Raw genomic sequence first — 16,540 nt, 5'->3', positions numbered from 1 at the left:
GAACGAAATGTATGTACAAAGGAAAAAGTTGTAGATTGTTTTTTTTAGCGACTCGGACACACTAGTACGTAAGATACATCGAAGAGGAGGCTTGCTGAATGAACATTGAATTTACTGAAATTCACTCTGAACTTCTCATGATGAAACAAGAACTCGAAAGTCGATTAATGAAGGACGAAACAAATACAACGGAACATTTTTTTAACGAGCCCCTATTTACAAATTCATTATATGAAAAAAAGCATCTTATCCAAAAACATATTCATGATGACCTTCAAGATGTTGATAGAGCACTATTAAAACTTGAATATGGATTATATGGTATATGTGAGGATACAGGTGAGAGAATTCCTCTAAACAAACTAAAAACACTCCCCACAGCACGCAGTATTTTTGACTTTAGCTTCCAAGATTTAGTAAGGATATGATTATTATAGGTAGACGCTTCATATCAATTGAGGCGTCTATTCTTTTATTTGAATAGCAGAAGCTCCATGATCATCTGTAATCTCTAGAAACAGAGACAAGCCTCTTTCATTAAAAATTATATATATAAAGTAATTTGCTCATAAATTTCTATATCGGATCGCAAATATAACAGATTCGCTCGTAAATCATCTATTTTGGACGACAAAGTGAAAATAAGCTCGTAAAATTAAAAGAATGATTTTTGCTTCCACAGTTTGAATAAGAGGTCTATCAAGAATTATGAAACCAGTATTCATTGTATGTACCTTGTTTTGTATGTTAAAATCAGAACGTATCTTATAGAATCGGGGGAGCATGTGTTGGTATATTATTTAATTGCGCTAATTGTAATCATCATTGATCAATTTACAAAATGGCTTGTTGTTAAATATATGGAATATGGAGAAAATATTACATTAATAGAGAACTTCTTATACTTAACTTCTCACCGTAACAGAGGAGCTGCATGGGGGATTCTACAAGGACAAATGTGGTTCTTTTATGTAGTAACAATTATTGTTGTTGCAGGAATCATTGTTTTTATTAAACGTTTAAAGCATGATGAGAAATTAATGGGCTGGTCTCTTGGATTAATGCTAGGCGGAGCAATTGGAAATTTTATAGACCGTTTATTTCGTAAGGAAGTCGTAGATTTTATAAATACATACATTTTTTCATATGACTTTCCGATCTTTAACGTCGCAGACTCTGCATTAGTAATTGGTGTAGGATTGTTCTTTATTCATACAATCCTTGAAGGCAAGCAAGAAAAGGAGAAACAACATGGAACAGGTGACATACACAATTAATGAAGAACAGCATTTAGAAAGAATTGATAAAGTTCTTTCTACTTTAAATGAAAGTTGGTCACGTTCACAAGTTCAGCAATGGATTAAAGATAATCAAGTAAGTGTGAATGGACAACCGATTAAAGGAAATTATAAAGGGAAAACTGGCGATGAAATCGTTATAAACATTCCAGACCCAGAGCCGCTTGACGTTTTACCTGAAGAAATGGACCTACAGTACTATTATGAAGATGAAGATGTTCTCGTTGTGAATAAACCGCGCGGTATGGTCGTACATCCAGCTCCAGGTCATACTACCGGTACACTTGTAAACGGATTAATGGCTCACTGCAAAGATTTATCTGGTATTAATGGTGTAATGAGACCAGGTATTGTGCATCGTATTGATAAAGATACTTCAGGTTTACTAATGGTTGCCAAAAATGACATGGCACATGAATCGCTAGTTAATCAGCTTGTGAAAAAAACAGTAACAAGAAGATATAAAGCAATTGTTCATGGTGTAATTCCACACGATAAAGGAACGATAGATGCTCCAATTGGTAGAGATGAAAAAGATCGTCAAAGTATGACTGTAACGGAAAAGAACAGTAAGGAAGCCGTAACCCATTTCCAAGTTCTTGAACGCTTTAAAGACTTTACATTTGTAGAATGTCAATTGGAGACTGGAAGAACACATCAAATTCGTGTTCATATGAAATATATTGGTTATCCATTAGCGGGTGATCCAAAGTATGGACCGAGGAAAACAATAGAACTAGACGGTCAAGCACTTCACGCTGGTATTCTTGGTTTCGAGCATCCGAGAACTAAGGAATATTTACAATTTGAAGCACCACTTCCACAAGAATTTGAAGACGTATTAGATTGGTTACGAAAAAGAAGTTGACAAACTTCGCGTTCACTGAGATAATAACTTCAATAGCATAGACCCTTTAACACAGTCCCGTGAGGCTGAGAAGGAAACGGATTAGACAAGCAGGAGGATTACTCTAGCCTTTTGTTTGCCCTAAAACCCTCTCACTTTCGGTGAGAGGGTTTTTTGTCCCTTCAGGGTTAAGAAGAGAGGTGAAAGTTTATGACACAAAAAGCTATTTTACTTGACGAACAAGCAATTAGACGTGCTTTAACTCGAATTGCGCATGAAATCATTGAACGAAATAAAGGGATTGAAAATTGTGTAATCGTTGGAATCAAAACGAGAGGAATTCCACTTGCAAAGAGATTAGCTGAACGAATTGAGCAAATAGAAGGAAATGCGGTTGCTGTTGGTGAAGTGGATATTACACTATATCGTGATGATTTAACGAAGAAAACAGAAGACAATGAACCTTTAGTAAGAGGCTCAAACGTTCCAGTTGATATAACAAATCAAAAGGTGATCTTAGTAGATGACGTTTTATTTACCGGAAGAACTGTTAGAGCGGCGATGGATGCAATCATGGATATTGGTAGACCTGCTACAATCCAACTGGCAGTTCTAGTAGACCGTGGTCATCGCGAATTGCCGATTAGAGCTGATTACGTAGGTAAAAATATACCGACATCAAGTTCAGAAAAAATTGAAGTTGAATTAATAGAAAATGATGGTGTTGAGCAAGTCACTATTCATGAAATATAACCCTTTTAAGGTAGTCCCGTGAGGCTAGCAAAGGGTAGAAAACTCACTTCTAGTATAGGAAGTGTACTCTACCTCTTTGCGTACAAGCAAAGAGGTTTTATTTTTGTAAAAGCAAGTAAGGTAGATTCATAATTTAGGGGGTTACACATATGAAATCAAGAAAAGATATTGTATTAGACATTCACGAAAAGCCTTCAGCAATAAATTGGTTTTCATTAAGCTTTCAGCACTTATTCGCGATGTTCGGAGCAACAGTATTAGTACCGTTTTTAACAGGATTAAGTCCAGCAGTTGCATTAATCTCAAGTGGACTTGGAACACTAGCGTTCTTGCTAATAACAAGAGGTCAAGTACCAGCCTATTTAGGATCATCCTTCGCCTTTATCGCACCTATAATCTCGGCGCAAGCGTTAGGTGGACCAGAAGCAGCAATGTTAGGAAGCTTCTTGTCAGGTATCGTATATGCGATCGTTGCTCTTATAATTAAAGGCGTAGGACACAAATGGTTAATGCGCTTATTACCACCAGTCGTTGTTGGCCCCATCATTATTGTAATCGGATTAGGTCTCGCAGGTACAGCAGTTAATATGGCTATGTTAGAAAACCCAGGTGATTCAACTACGTACAGCCTATTACATTTCTCTGCAGCTCTTGTAACACTTTTGCTGGTAATTGGTTTCTCAGTTTTCTTGAAGAAAGGTTTCCTAAGCTTAATTCCTGTACTATTAGGGATCGTTGGTGGATACATTTACTCAATATTTGTAGGACTTGTTAATTTTAATCTAGTATTAGATGCAAAATGGTTTCAAATTCCAGAATTCGTAACGTTTTATACTGGAGTTGATTTTTCATGGACGATTGTTGCCTTAATGGTTCCTGTTGCGATCGTTACTTTATCAGAACATATCGGACACCAGATGGTATTAAGTAAAGTTGTAGAACGTGATTTAATTCAAAAGCCAGGTCTACATCGTTCTATAATGGGGGATGGAGTAGCGACAATTATTGCATCACTTATCGGTGGACCACCAAATACAACGTATGGTGAAAATATTGGTGTACTAGCAATTACAAAAGTGTACAGTGTGTTTGTAATAGCAGGAGCTGCTATATTCGCAATTGCATTCGGATTTATCGGTAAAATTAGTGCACTAATTAGTTCAATTCCTACACCAGTAATGGGAGGGGTATCGATTCTACTGTTCGGTATTATCGCATCATCTGGACTACGAATGATGATTGATTCTAAAGTGAACTTAGCAATCAACCGTAATCTAATCGTATCATCAGTGATCCTTGTAATTGGAATCGGAGGAGCAATGCTTAAATTCTCTAATAGCTTTGAACTACACGGTATGGCACTTGCCGCAATTCTAGGAATTATCTTAAATGTAATTTTACCTGGTAGAGAAGAAGTAGCAGGCGATATGTACAACATTGGAAAAAAATCTGCATAAAAGATTCACCTTTTAAACAGGTCCAGAGAGGCTTAAAAGGGTGTTAATGGGAGAAGACTATTCATTTCTAGTCTTCGCCCTACAATCACACCCTTTCTATATACTGAAAGGGTGTATTTTTTATAAGGATTTCTAGGCAACTGCGAAGATGGAGGGGCTATATTGATGGAAAAACTACTGAGTCAAAGTGAAAAAGTAACCGTGAAGCATTTAGTAAAGATGAGTGATTTATCCGTTTTAGAAATCCACGAACTTCTGGAGCAAGCGACAAGGTTTGAACAAGGTGAAAAATGGATTGCTGAAAGGGATAAGTTTGTTGCGAATTTATTTTTTGAAAATAGCACTCGAACAAAAGTAAGCTTTGAAGTTGCTGAGAAGAAACTTGGTCTGCAGGTTATAAACTTTGAGGCAGATCAATCAAGTGTACAAAAAGGTGAGACACTTTACGATACCGTCAAAACTCTCGAATCTCTCGGAGTGAATGCACTAGTAATTAGACATGGCCAAGATGAATACTTCAAAGACCTTTTGCCATTCATAAACATTCCCATTTTAAATGCTGGAGATGGTTGTGGGCATCACCCAACTCAATCTCTTCTCGATTTATATACCATTAAACAGGAATATGGAAAATTTGAAGGATTAAATGTTGTCATTGTTGGCGATATCGTTCATAGCCGAGTGGCTAGATCCAATGCAGAAGCTTTAACACGATTAGGGGCAAAAGTAAGCTTCTCCAGTCCGAAGCAATGGCAAGATGTAAATAACTCTTATGGTTCTTATGTTCAACTAGATGATGCAGTTCAAGAAGCAGATGTCGTCATGCTTCTCAGAATCCAACATGAACGACATGAAGAAAAAATGGGTCTTACTTCTTTGGAGTATCATCACATGTATGGATTAACAGTAGAGAGAGAAAAGACGATGAAGTCTGGTAGCATCATCATGCATCCAGCACCTGTAAACCGAAATGTAGAAATTGCAGATAGTTTAGTAGAATGTGGGCGTTCTAGAATTTTTACACAAATGAGAAATGGTGTTTTTGTTAGAATGGCTGTACTTAAGAGAGCATTATTAAGCAAAAGGGGAGATTAATGATGGAGACAATACTAAAAAATGGTTTGATGGTTAACGAACATGGAGAAATGGAAGCAATTGAAGTAAAGATCAAGGATGGAATCATTTCAGAGATTAGTAACAACATTCAACCAACAGGTATAGAAGACATCATAGACTTAGAAAACAATCTTTTAATCCCTGGTTTAGTAGATTTACATGTTCACTTACGTGAGCCGGGTGGGGAACACAAGGAAACGATTGAAACAGGTACGTTAGCAGCAGCAAAAGGTGGATTTACAACGATTGCAGCAATGCCGAATACTAGGCCAGTTCCAGATACAAAGGAACAAATGGAATGGTTACAAACACGTATAAAAGAAACAGCACATGTACGTGTCCTTCCGTATGGGTCAATTACAATCCGCCAGTTAGGAGAAACCATTACTGACCTTGATGGACTGAAAACAGCAGGAGCCTTTGCTTTTACAGATGACGGAGTAGGTGTGCAATCAGCTTTAGTTATGTATGAAGCAATGAAAAAAGCAGCAGAACTTGATATGACAATTGTCGCACATTGTGAAGACAATACACTGATTAACAAGGGCTCTGTGCATGAAGGTGAATTCTCACGTAAACACAACATGAATGGTATTCCTTCAATCTGTGAAAGCGTCCAAATTGCCAGGGACGTCCTATTAGCTGAAGCAGCAGGTGTACACTACCATGTATGCCATGTAAGCACAAAGGAATCGGTTCGTGTTATTAGAGATGCAAAAAAAGCTGGAATCAAGGTCACAGCAGAAGTAACACCTCACCATCTATTGCTATGTGAAGAAGATATCCCTGGATTAGACCCAAACTTCAAAATGAATCCACCATTACGTTCTAAAGAAGATCAGCAAGCATTAATTGACGGTTTACTAGATGGAACGATCGATTTTATTGCAACTGATCATGCACCTCATACAAAAGAAGAAAAAGCGGAAGGAATGCAGCTCGCGCCATTTGGAATTGTAGGACTCGAAACAGCTTTTCCACTTCTATACACATACTTTGTACAGAAAAAGAAATCAACATTAAAACAACTAATTGAATATTTGACAATAAAACCAGCAGAAGCTTTTCAATTACCATTTGGAAGACTTGAAATTGGCTTTGAGGCAGATTTGACAGTCATTGATTTAGATGCAGAAAACAGAATAGACCCTATTAATTTTGTATCTAAAGGAAAAAACACACCATTTACAGGACTAAATTGTAAGGGTTGGCCTGTAATGACAATCGTTTCAGGAAAAGTTGTATGGGAAAAGGAGAGTGCTACAGTATGAAAAGACAACTCATTTTAGAGGATGGTACTGTTTTTATAGGAGAGGGCTTTGGTAGTTTAACAGATTCAATAGGTGAGGTTGTATTTAATACAGGAATGACTGGCTATCAAGAGATTTTATCTGATCCATCTTATTGTGGGCAAATCGTAACATTAACATATCCTCTTATTGGTAATTACGGAATTAACCGTGATGATTTTGAGTCAATACGACCAGCAATCTCTGGGTTTATTGTGAAAGAAGTATGTGAAATTCCATCTAACTGGAGAAGTCAGTTCACACTTGATGAGTATTTTAAAGAAAAAGATATCCCAGGCTTAGCGGGTATTGATACAAGAAAATTAACAAGAATTATTCGTAGGCACGGCACGTTAAAAGGGGCAATTTGTAGTATCGACATGAAACCAGAGGAAGTGATTGATCAATTAAAGGCTACAAGCTTACCAATCAATCAAGTTAGTCAAGTATCAACGAAGGATCCATACCCAAGTCCAGGTAGAGGTAATCGTGTTGTTCTTGTCGATTTTGGAATGAAACATGGAATCTTGAGAGAGTTAAATAATCGAGATTGTGATGTGATTGTTGTACCTTATAATGCGACTTCAAAAGAAATCCTTCAGCTAAATCCAGATGGAATCATGCTTTCCAACGGTCCAGGAGATCCAAAAGATGTCCCAGAAGCAATTGAAATGATTTCGGATGTGTTAGGGAAGGTTCCTGTTTTCGGAATTTGTTTAGGTCACCAATTATTTGCTTTAGCTTGTGGAGCAAACACTGAAAAAATGAAATTCGGACACCGCGGATCCAATCACCCTGTAAAACACCTTAGAACTGGTAAAGTTGCGATTACCTCACAAAATCATGGATACACAGTTGAGGATACATCTCTTGAAGGAACGAGACTAGAGGTTACTCATACAGCATTGAATGATGGAACAATTGAAGGCTTACGCCATCTTGATTATCCAGCATTTACAGTCCAGTACCATCCTGAGGCATCACCTGGTCCAGAGGATGCAGGTGAGCTATTTGATGAATTCTTGGACATGATTGAAAAAAGCAAAAAGGAAGGGGTTTTAACAAATGCCTAAACGACAAGATATAAAAACGATACTAGTAATTGGCTCAGGTCCTATTATTATTGGTCAGGCAGCAGAGTTTGATTATGCTGGAACACAAGCTTGCCAAGCATTAAAAGAAGAAGGATATGATGTTATTCTTGTAAACTCTAACCCCGCAACGATCATGACAGATACAGAAATGGCAGATAAAGTATACATTGAACCATTAACGGTAGAATTTGTAAGTAGAATTATTCGTAAAGAACGTCCTGATGCGCTCTTACCTACGTTAGGTGGGCAAACTGGTTTAAATCTTGCGGTTGAACTATCGGAATCTGGAGTACTAGATGAATGTGGAGTAGAAATATTAGGAACAAAGCTTTCCGCTATTAAACAAGCAGAAGATCGTGATTTGTTTAGACAGCTCATGAACGAGTTAAACCAACCAGTTCCAGAAAGTGAGATTATACATTCATTAGAGGAAGCCTATGAATTTGTAAAAACAGTAGGATATCCAGTTATTGTTCGCCCTGCATATACCTTAGGGGGAACTGGTGGAGGAATTTGTGAAAATGAAGAAGAATTACAGGAAATAGTTGTGGGTGGATTAAAGAGCAGTCCAGTAAATCAATGTTTACTAGAGAAAAGTATCGCAGGTTTCAAGGAAATTGAATATGAAGTAATGCGTGATAGTTCGGATCATGCCATTGTCGTTTGTAACATGGAGAACATTGATCCTGTTGGAATACATACAGGAGATTCTATTGTTGTAGCACCTAGCCAAACATTAAGTGACAGAGAATACCAGCTGCTTCGTAATGCATCTCTTAAAATTATTCGTGCGCTTAAAATTGAAGGTGGCTGTAATGTACAACTAGCCTTAGATCCTGATAGCTTTCAATATTATGTAATTGAAGTAAACCCAAGGGTAAGTCGCTCATCTGCACTTGCTTCCAAAGCTACTGGATATCCAATCGCGAAGCTGGCGGCAAAGATAGCGGTTGGTCTTACACTAGATGAAATGATTAACCCAGTGACTGGTAAAACATATGCGTGCTTTGAACCTGCACTAGACTATGTTGTTTCAAAAATTCCAAGATGGCCATTTGATAAATTTGAGTCTGCAAATCGCAAACTAGGTACTCAAATGAAAGCAACAGGAGAAGTAATGGCAATAGGTAGAACGCTTGAGGAGTCCTTGTTAAAAGCTGTTCGCTCACTAGAAGCTGGTGTATATCATATCGAACAAGAATACATGAAAAGCTTAACTGATGAAGATTTGCAAAGACGAATTACAAAAGCTGATGATGAACGATTGTTTGTGATCGCAGAAGCATTAAGAAGAGGAGTTACAATTGAGCAAATTTTTGAATGGAGTAAGATTGATGTCTTTTTCCTGCAAAAGTTTTGGAACATTATCTTATTAGAAGATGAACTAAAAGAAAATAAATTGAATCTAGATGTCTTAAAGAAAGCAAAGAAAAAAGGTTTTGCAGATAGTACGATTGCCAAACTGTGGGATATGAAGGAAACAGAAGTATACGAGCTTCGTAAACAGAATGGACTTATGCCTGTGTATAAAATGGTAGACACGTGTGCAGCTGAATTCGAATCCTCTACTCCATACTATTACGGTACTTATGAGGACGAAAATGAATCACTTTTAACAGAAAAGCCAAGTGTACTAGTTCTAGGTTCTGGACCTATAAGAATTGGTCAAGGAATCGAGTTCGACTATGCAACCGTGCACTCTGTATGGGCGATAAAAGAAGCGGGTTATGAAGCAATTATTATTAACAATAACCCAGAAACAGTATCAACAGATTTTAGTACGTCTGATAAGTTGTATTTTGAACCGCTAACAGTTGAAGATGTAATGCACGTAGTGGAACGTGAAAATCCAATAGGTGTCATTGTTCAATTCGGTGGACAAACAGCGATTAACTTAGCAGCGGGATTAGCTGAAAAAGGTGTAAAAATTCTTGGAACTTCACTTGAAGATTTAGATCGTGCAGAAAATCGTGATAAGTTTGAAAACACCTTAACAATGTTAGGAATTCCACAACCTGAAGGAAAAACGGCAACATCAGTTGATGAGGCAGTAAAAGTAGCAGATAGAATTGGTTATCCAGTTCTCGTTCGTCCATCATATGTATTAGGTGGAAGAGCGATGGAAATCGTTTATCACGAAGAAGAGTTACTTCACTACATGGAAAATGCTGTGAGAATTAATCCAGAGCATCCAGTGTTAATAGACCGTTACTTAACAGGTAAAGAAATTGAAGTAGATGCTATTTCAGACGGAGAAACAGTTTATATTCCAGGCATTATGGAGCATATCGAAAGAGCAGGTGTGCACTCTGGAGATTCCATTGCTGTATATCCTCCTCAAAGTTTAGCTGAGAATTTAAAGCAACAAATTATAGACTATACAATCTCACTAGCTAGAGGATTAAATATTATTGGACTATTAAACATTCAGTTTGTTATTTCCAATAATGAAGTGTTTGTACTGGAAGTTAACCCAAGATCCAGTCGTACTGTACCTTTTTTAAGTAAGATTACGGGAGTACCAATGGCGAACTTGGCAACAAAATCTATTTTAGGCACATCTCTTAAGCAACTTGGGTACGAAACAGGATATCACCCTGAAAGTGAAGGTGTATACGTAAAGGTTCCAGTCTTCTCATTCGCAAAATTAAGAAGAGTTGATATCACGTTGGGACCAGAAATGAAGTCAACTGGGGAAGTGATGGGTAAAGATGTAACGTTAGAAAAAGCATTGTATAAAGGTTTAGTTGCTTCCGGTATCTCAATCCCAATGTATGGTTCTGTCTTATTAACTGTTGCTGATAAAGATAAGGAAGAAGCATTAATCATTGCAAAGAGATTTCATCAAATTGGCTATAACATTATGGCGACAGAAGGAACAGCTGCATTTATTAGTGAGTACAACATTCCAGTAACGGTAGTAAATAAAATTGGATCAGAAACACCAAATTTATTAGATGTGATTCGAAAAGGAGAGGCACAATTTGTAATTAATACTTTAACAAAAGGAAAGCGTCCAGCTAGAGACGGCTTTAGAATTCGCCGTGAATCAGTTGAAAATGGTGTCGCTTGTCTTACCTCATTGGATACAGCCTATGCCATATTACGAGTAATCGAGTCTATGACGTTCTATACTGAATCCATGTTGCCTGTGCAGAAGGCTAAAGAGGTGGCTGTTTTATGATCAACATGGAGTGGATGACCATCACTTCGCATAAGAAAATAGCATCAAACATTTTCGAGTTAACCCTACAAGGAGAGCTTGTGGGGAATATGAATGAACCAGGACAATTTGTTCATATTAAACTATCAAAAGGCATTGAGCCTTTACTTAGAAGACCGATAAGCATTTGTTCAATTAATCATAGTCAGTCACAATTTACGATTGTTTTTAGAGCAGAAGGGTTTGGAACAAAGCTGTTATCTGAAAAAGGAATCGGTGACAAAGTCCATGTTCTCGGACCACTGGGAAATGGTTTTCCAGTACATGAAACGAACGTTCAAGAAACTGCATTATTAGTAGGTGGAGGGATTGGAGTTCCTCCACTGTATGAACTATCTAAACAGCTTGTAAAAAGAGGAGTTAACGTTATTCACGTTTTAGGGTTTCAATCAGCTGAGCAAGTTTTCTATGAATCCAAGTTTCATCAGCTAGGTGATACGTATGTAGCAACCGTGGATGGAACTTATGGTATAAAAGGATTTGTCACAAATGTAATAACAGAAAAGCATATTACCTTTGATACTCTATACGCTTGTGGACCGAATCCAATGCTTCGTGCATTAGAAATGAGATATCCGGAACAAAATGTATACCTATCGTTAGAAGAGAGAATGGGCTGTGGAATTGGAGCTTGTTTTGCTTGTGTGTGCAAAGTGCCAAACGATGATACAGGATATGCATATAAAAAGGTATGTACAGACGGGCCAGTTTTCAAGATTGGAGAGGTTGTTATATGAATACATTATCAGTTGAGCTTCCTGGTTTGTCCTTAAAAAATCCGATCATGCCTGCATCAGGTTGTTTTGGATTTGGCAGGGAGTACGCCTCTCTTTATGACTTAAATTTGCTCGGTGCAATTATGATTAAAGCAACAACTGTTGAACCAAGGTTCGGAAATCCAACACCCCGAGTTGCAGAGACTTCATCAGGGATGCTAAATGCAATTGGCTTACAAAATCCAGGTCTAGAAAAAGTGATGGGCGAAGAATTACCTTGGCTTGAACAGTTCGAAACACCGATCATTGCAAACATCGCCGGATCTGTAGTTGATGACTACGTAAAGGTAGCCTCTGAAATATCAACGGTGAAAAATGTTAAGGCACTAGAATTAAATATTTCTTGTCCTAATGTGAAAACAGGTGGAATTGCCTTTGGAACAATTCCAGAAGTGGCAGCAGAAGTAACGAGAAAAGTAAAAGAAGTATCTGAAGTGCCTGTGTATGTTAAGCTCTCACCTAATGTTTCAAACATCGTGGAAATGGCCAAGGCTGTTGAAAATGCAGGAGCTGACGGTTTAACGATGATTAACACATTACTCGGTATGAGATTAGACTTGAAAACTGGGAAGCCCATTTTAGCAAATAAAACAGGTGGTCTCTCAGGTCCTGCCATTAAGCCAGTTGCGATTCGTATGATTTATGAAGTGAGTCAAGTTGTTTCCATTCCGATAATTGGAATGGGTGGAGTACAGTCAGCCGAGGATGTTATTGAGTTTTTGTATGCAGGTGCTAGCAGTGTAGCAGTTGGAACAGCCAATTTTGTTGATCCACTTGTATGTCCTACGATCATTAATGAACTCCCAATTTTATTAGAAAAGTTAGGATTCGATCATATTTCTGAATGTGTCGGAAGGAGCTGGAATAGACAATGCAAAAACGTCCCCTTATCATCGCGTTAGACTTTAATAGCCTACAGGAAGTAAAAGCATTTTTACAACCTTTTGGTTCAACATCACTATTTGTAAAAGTGGGGATGGAGCTATTTTATAAAGAAGGACCCGAAGTCATTCATTATTTAAAAAGTCAAGGGCATAATGTATTTCTCGATTTAAAACTTCACGACATTCCAAATACGGTGATGCAAGGAATGAAAAGCTTAGCATCCCTTGGTGTTGATCTTGTGAATGTACATGTAGCAGGTGGAAGAAGAATGATGGAGGCAGCACTGGAAGGACTTGAGGCAGGCACATCTTTAGGAAGTGAAAGAGCTAAGCTTATCGCTGTAACGCAATTAACAAGTACGTCTGAAGAGATGTTACTTCAAGAATTACTAATTCCACAATCATTAGAAGAAACAGTAAAATCTTATGCAAATCTTACTAAGAGAGCCGGCTTAGATGGAGTTGTTTGTTCTGTATGGGAAGTGCCGATGATAAGAGAAGTTTGTGGCGAACAGTTTTTAACGATTACTCCAGGTATACGGAATCAAGAAGATGCTGCAAATGATCAAACGAGAATAGCAACACCTCTTCAAGCAAATCAAGTAGGTTCTAGTATGATTGTAGTAGGTAGAAGTATTACAAAGGCATTAAATCCAGTAGAAAAATATGAATCCATGAAACTACAATGGGAGGGTATTACAATATGAGAGAACTCGTTGCAAAGCACTTATTAGAGATTGGGGCAGTTGCACTGCAAGTACAGGATCCATTCACTTGGTCATCTGGTATTAAGTCACCTATATACTGTGATAATCGATTAACAATGTCATACCCTCACGTTCGCCAAGACATTGCAAAGGGTCTTCAAGATATTATTGAAACTCATTTTCCTGACGTTGAACTTATTGCCGGAACAGCGACGGGTGGAATTGCACCAGCAGCATGGGTAAGTGAAAAATTGAATTTACCAATGTGTTATGTTCGCGGAAAGGCAAAAGGACATGGAAAAGGAAAACAAGTGGAAGGTGCCTTTAAACCTGGACAAAAAGTCGTGGTAATCGAGGATTTAATTTCAACAGGAGGTAGTTCGTTAGTCTCTGTTAAAGCCCTAAGAGAAGCAGGTTGTGAAGTCCTTGGAATTGCTGCTATTTTTACGTATGAATTAGCAGCATCTCAAGTATCACTTGAAGAAGCAGGGATTGAAGCACATTCAATAACAACGTTCACGTCTCTTGCACAAGTTGCGAAGAATACTGGTTTCATCTCAACAGAGGATTTAGGTAGACTTGAGCAGTGGAGACAAAATCCAGCTGATGAATCATGGATTACATCGTTGGTAGTATAGAATGAAACGTAAAAAGAGTGGGAGTTAATTCCACTCTTTTTACTATATATGGTAAGATTAAGTAAAATGCAACATGGAGGGGACAGAATGCAAAAGTGTGAAAAATGTCATTCACCATTTCCCTATAGGCAATGTTGGAATAGGAAAATAGAGTGCAGCAAATGTGGAACAGTGCATAAACAAATGTTCTCATCGAAACGTTAGAAGCTTTTATTATTGGTATAATAGTTTTTATTACAAACGCTATATTTCTGTTTTATTACCCAATTAACTTGATGTTACGAATGGTCATACAAATGTTAATAATTTTATTTTCATATTGTATTTTCCCTTTCTTCAGCAAATAGTCATATGAAAATTAATAATTGTATTAAGAGGTGACAAACAAGTTGCATATAAACGAAGAGATGGAAATTAGAAATTCAACTAAAGACGATGTTGCCGAGTTAGCGTTACTGATGGGACAACTCGGTTATCCAACTACGAATGAGGAAATGGAAGTACAATTAAGAGGAAATTCCAATACATTAGTTGCAATAATAGATGGAAAAGTTGTTGGAATGATAGGGCTTGTTTCGAGTTACTATTACGAAATGAACGGTAGCTATGTTCGAGTAGTTGCATTTGTAGTGGACACAGATTATAGAAGTAATGGAATTGGGAAAGAATTATTGCGTGCAGCGGAGAAGTGGGCAATCAGTATAGGTTCTTCTGGCATCGGCCTAAATAGTGGCAATCCCCCTGAAAGAAAGGAAGCCCACTCTTTTTATCGAAAAATGGGATTTATTGAAAAAAGTATAGGATTTGCAAAAACATTAGAGCAATAATCATTTTGGTGAAGGTGGGGGGGTTACATGGATTTAATAAAAGAGATTGATAAACTTATGGAAAAGCATCCAGTTTTAATTTCTGTAGCTTTAACAATTTTTATTTGGTTTGGATCCTATCATTTAGGAGTCGGGATTGGTGAGTTCATAGCAAATATTACAAATTAAAATGGAAAAGGCTGGAGTTCAAACTATGCAAGATTGGACTTTTTCTAGAAAGAAAACAGTACGCTTCGAAGGTTACAAACTACTAATTGATTTTCCTAAAACATCTTCTTATTATCAAAACCTCCCCTTTATTGGTGAGGAAGAACATTGTGGTTGTATGTATTGCAGAAACTACGTTGAAGCTATTTTGAGTTTTCCAGAATCTGTTCAAGTTTTGTTTCATGAACTTGGAGCTGACTTAAGAAAAGACGCATATGTGAGTCATTTTTTCGAAGATAATAAGCATTACTACATTTCTTCCTATAAGGTTTTTGGAAAGATTCTATCAAAGCCAGAGCTAGAACTAATAGAAATAGGTAATCCAAATCTAGAAGGTTATTTTAAGGTTGGTATTCAAACAATCGAATCGAGTGGAAACAGTGTAATTGATTTGTATATAAAGGTTGAATTACCTTGGTTACTAGAAAATGAAACTAACTAGTTACTTTGATGGATACTCAAGGAATGTGTGTAAAGTTATAATAAACTTACTTAATTTTAGGACAATGATTAGGGTTGCTGATGCAGCCCTTTCTTAATATCTAAGTGACATCAAAATGGTAGGTGTAGAAAATGATAGAGTACTTTATTGATGGATCAGCCAAAGAGAATATTATTGGAGTAGGAATTGTGAAAGTAAACGAATTTGGCTTTGTAGAAAAGTTTCACTATTCAATTGAGAACATTAAACCTACTTCCAATATTGCTGAAGGCTTTGCTTTACAGAAAGCATTTGAGTTGATCCAAAAGAATGATAGTGAAAAAAATGAGCTTATTAATATTTACACTGACAATCAAAATCTACACAATTCATTTTTCTATCACGTAAATGTAGAGTTTAATAGGAGTAGCTTTTTTGCGAAGCAAGAAACAAATAACTACTATCACTATTTACGCAATCTGTATATTGGATTAATTTCTAGAAACACCAACTTACCTATGTACCATTGTTTAAAAACAAAGGAAGCAAGGCCGACTGTTAAAATTTATTATAAAGATGATGTAGAAGACAAAAAGTTTTTACAAGAGGCACACTTGCTTAGTAGAAAATACATAAATGAGGAGAACAAGCGAGAAAAGAAGGAGACAAAGGTAGAGAGTAAGAAAATTAAAATTCAACTTAAGGCAGTTAGAAAAAATGAACAATGGTATATCGTTAAAAATAATAAAGGTATTATGGCGGGAAATAAACGTCCATTAATTGCTCTATCTGAAGCGCTAAAACAAATTAACAGCCAGACGAGTGAAATCCATTTATGTGATACATTAACGACGATATTGAAATCTACCAATAAGAATAACCTCTCAAACAGTTCAATAAAATCAGCAGTGAAGATTATAGAAACTCATAAATTACCTGTTAATCTATAAAATTGATAGACCTTTCTATGCTATTGTATAATTACTGTAAATAAAGAATCAGA

General features: G+C 37.0%; 17 protein-coding genes. All 17 read left to right on the top strand.

The window, feature by feature from the left end; translation table 11 throughout:
* Nucleotides 1-98 precede the first annotated feature (98 nt).
* The 17 genes from JR050_RS12725 to JR050_RS12645 all read left to right on the top strand — a co-directional run bounded on the left by JR050_RS12725 (nucleotide 99) and on the right by JR050_RS12645 (nucleotide 16,487).
* Nucleotides 99-428, top strand: coding sequence for a TraR/DksA C4-type zinc finger protein (locus tag JR050_RS12725; protein WP_204203862.1), 330 nt, complete (start codon nucleotides 99-101; stop codon nucleotides 426-428).
* Between the two features lie 360 nt (nucleotides 429-788).
* Nucleotides 789-1,277 (top strand): signal peptidase II, encoded by a 489-nt coding sequence (lspA, locus tag JR050_RS12720; protein WP_204203861.1) that lies wholly within the window; start codon nucleotides 789-791, stop codon nucleotides 1,275-1,277.
* Nucleotides 1,252-2,166 (top strand): RluA family pseudouridine synthase, encoded by a 915-nt coding sequence (locus tag JR050_RS12715; RefSeq protein ID WP_204203860.1) that lies wholly within the window; start codon nucleotides 1,252-1,254, stop codon nucleotides 2,164-2,166. The genes lspA and JR050_RS12715 overlap by 26 nt, the downstream gene beginning before the upstream one ends.
* A 189-nt stretch (nucleotides 2,167-2,355) precedes the next feature.
* On the top strand, nucleotides 2,356-2,898 hold the full coding sequence (gene pyrR / locus JR050_RS12710; protein WP_204203859.1) for a bifunctional pyr operon transcriptional regulator/uracil phosphoribosyltransferase PyrR: 543 nt from the start codon (nucleotides 2,356-2,358) through the stop codon (nucleotides 2,896-2,898).
* 149 nt (nucleotides 2,899-3,047) lie between these two features.
* Nucleotides 3,048-4,355 carry a solute carrier family 23 protein gene (locus JR050_RS12705; RefSeq protein ID WP_204203858.1) on the top strand — a complete coding sequence of 436 codons (1,308 nt, stop codon included), beginning with the start codon at nucleotides 3,048-3,050 and terminating at the stop codon, nucleotides 4,353-4,355.
* Nucleotides 4,356-4,520: 165 nt separating this feature from the next.
* Complete coding sequence (locus JR050_RS12700) at nucleotides 4,521-5,450, top strand: aspartate carbamoyltransferase catalytic subunit (RefSeq protein WP_239454367.1); 930 nt, start codon at nucleotides 4,521-4,523, stop codon at nucleotides 5,448-5,450.
* Between the two features lie 2 nt (nucleotides 5,451-5,452).
* A complete protein-coding gene (locus JR050_RS12695; RefSeq protein ID WP_204203970.1) occupies nucleotides 5,453-6,742 on the top strand; it encodes a dihydroorotase in 1,290 nt (429 codons plus the stop codon).
* Nucleotides 6,739-7,833, top strand: a complete 1,095-nt coding sequence (locus JR050_RS12690) for a carbamoyl phosphate synthase small subunit (protein WP_204203857.1) — start codon at nucleotides 6,739-6,741, stop codon at nucleotides 7,831-7,833. Before JR050_RS12695 ends, JR050_RS12690 begins: the two co-directional genes overlap by 4 nt.
* Entirely contained in the window at nucleotides 7,826-11,038 is a 3,213-nt protein-coding gene (carB, locus tag JR050_RS12685) for a carbamoyl-phosphate synthase large subunit (RefSeq protein ID WP_204203856.1), read from the top strand. The genes JR050_RS12690 and carB overlap by 8 nt, the downstream gene beginning before the upstream one ends.
* Nucleotides 11,035-11,814, top strand: coding sequence for a dihydroorotate dehydrogenase electron transfer subunit (locus tag JR050_RS12680; protein WP_204203855.1), 780 nt, complete (start codon nucleotides 11,035-11,037; stop codon nucleotides 11,812-11,814). Before carB ends, JR050_RS12680 begins: the two co-directional genes overlap by 4 nt.
* Nucleotides 11,811-12,755, top strand: a complete 945-nt coding sequence (locus tag JR050_RS12675) for a dihydroorotate dehydrogenase (RefSeq protein ID WP_204203854.1) — start codon at nucleotides 11,811-11,813, stop codon at nucleotides 12,753-12,755. Before JR050_RS12680 ends, JR050_RS12675 begins: the two co-directional genes overlap by 4 nt.
* Nucleotides 12,725-13,444 carry an orotidine-5'-phosphate decarboxylase gene (pyrF, locus tag JR050_RS12670; RefSeq protein ID WP_204203853.1) on the top strand — a complete coding sequence of 240 codons (720 nt, stop codon included), beginning with the start codon at nucleotides 12,725-12,727 and terminating at the stop codon, nucleotides 13,442-13,444. The genes JR050_RS12675 and pyrF overlap by 31 nt, the downstream gene beginning before the upstream one ends.
* Complete coding sequence (gene pyrE, locus JR050_RS12665) at nucleotides 13,441-14,082, top strand: orotate phosphoribosyltransferase (RefSeq protein ID WP_204203852.1); 642 nt, start codon at nucleotides 13,441-13,443, stop codon at nucleotides 14,080-14,082. Before pyrF ends, pyrE begins: the two co-directional genes overlap by 4 nt.
* 389 nt (nucleotides 14,083-14,471) lie before the next feature.
* Nucleotides 14,472-14,909 carry a GNAT family N-acetyltransferase gene (locus JR050_RS12660; protein ID WP_239454349.1) on the top strand — a complete coding sequence of 146 codons (438 nt, stop codon included), beginning with the start codon at nucleotides 14,472-14,474 and terminating at the stop codon, nucleotides 14,907-14,909.
* Nucleotides 14,910-14,936: 27 nt separating this feature from the next.
* On the top strand, nucleotides 14,937-15,077 hold the full coding sequence (locus JR050_RS12655) for a cysteine peptidase family C39 domain-containing protein (protein ID WP_204203851.1): 141 nt from the start codon (nucleotides 14,937-14,939) through the stop codon (nucleotides 15,075-15,077).
* A gap of 25 nt (nucleotides 15,078-15,102) precedes the next feature.
* Nucleotides 15,103-15,558, top strand: a complete 456-nt coding sequence (locus JR050_RS12650; RefSeq protein ID WP_204203850.1) for a hypothetical protein — start codon at nucleotides 15,103-15,105, stop codon at nucleotides 15,556-15,558.
* Nucleotides 15,559-15,689: 131 nt separating this feature from the next.
* Nucleotides 15,690-16,487, top strand: a complete 798-nt coding sequence (locus JR050_RS12645; protein WP_204203849.1) for a hypothetical protein — start codon at nucleotides 15,690-15,692, stop codon at nucleotides 16,485-16,487.
* Nucleotides 16,488-16,540: the final 53 nt, after the last annotated feature.

The sequence above is a fragment of the Bacillus suaedaesalsae genome (genome assembly GCF_016890225.1).
GTDB classification, from domain to species: Bacteria; Bacillota; Bacilli; order Bacillales; family SA4; genus Bacillus_BS; species Bacillus_BS suaedaesalsae.
This window is presented reverse-complemented; position numbering and strand designations above follow the sequence as displayed.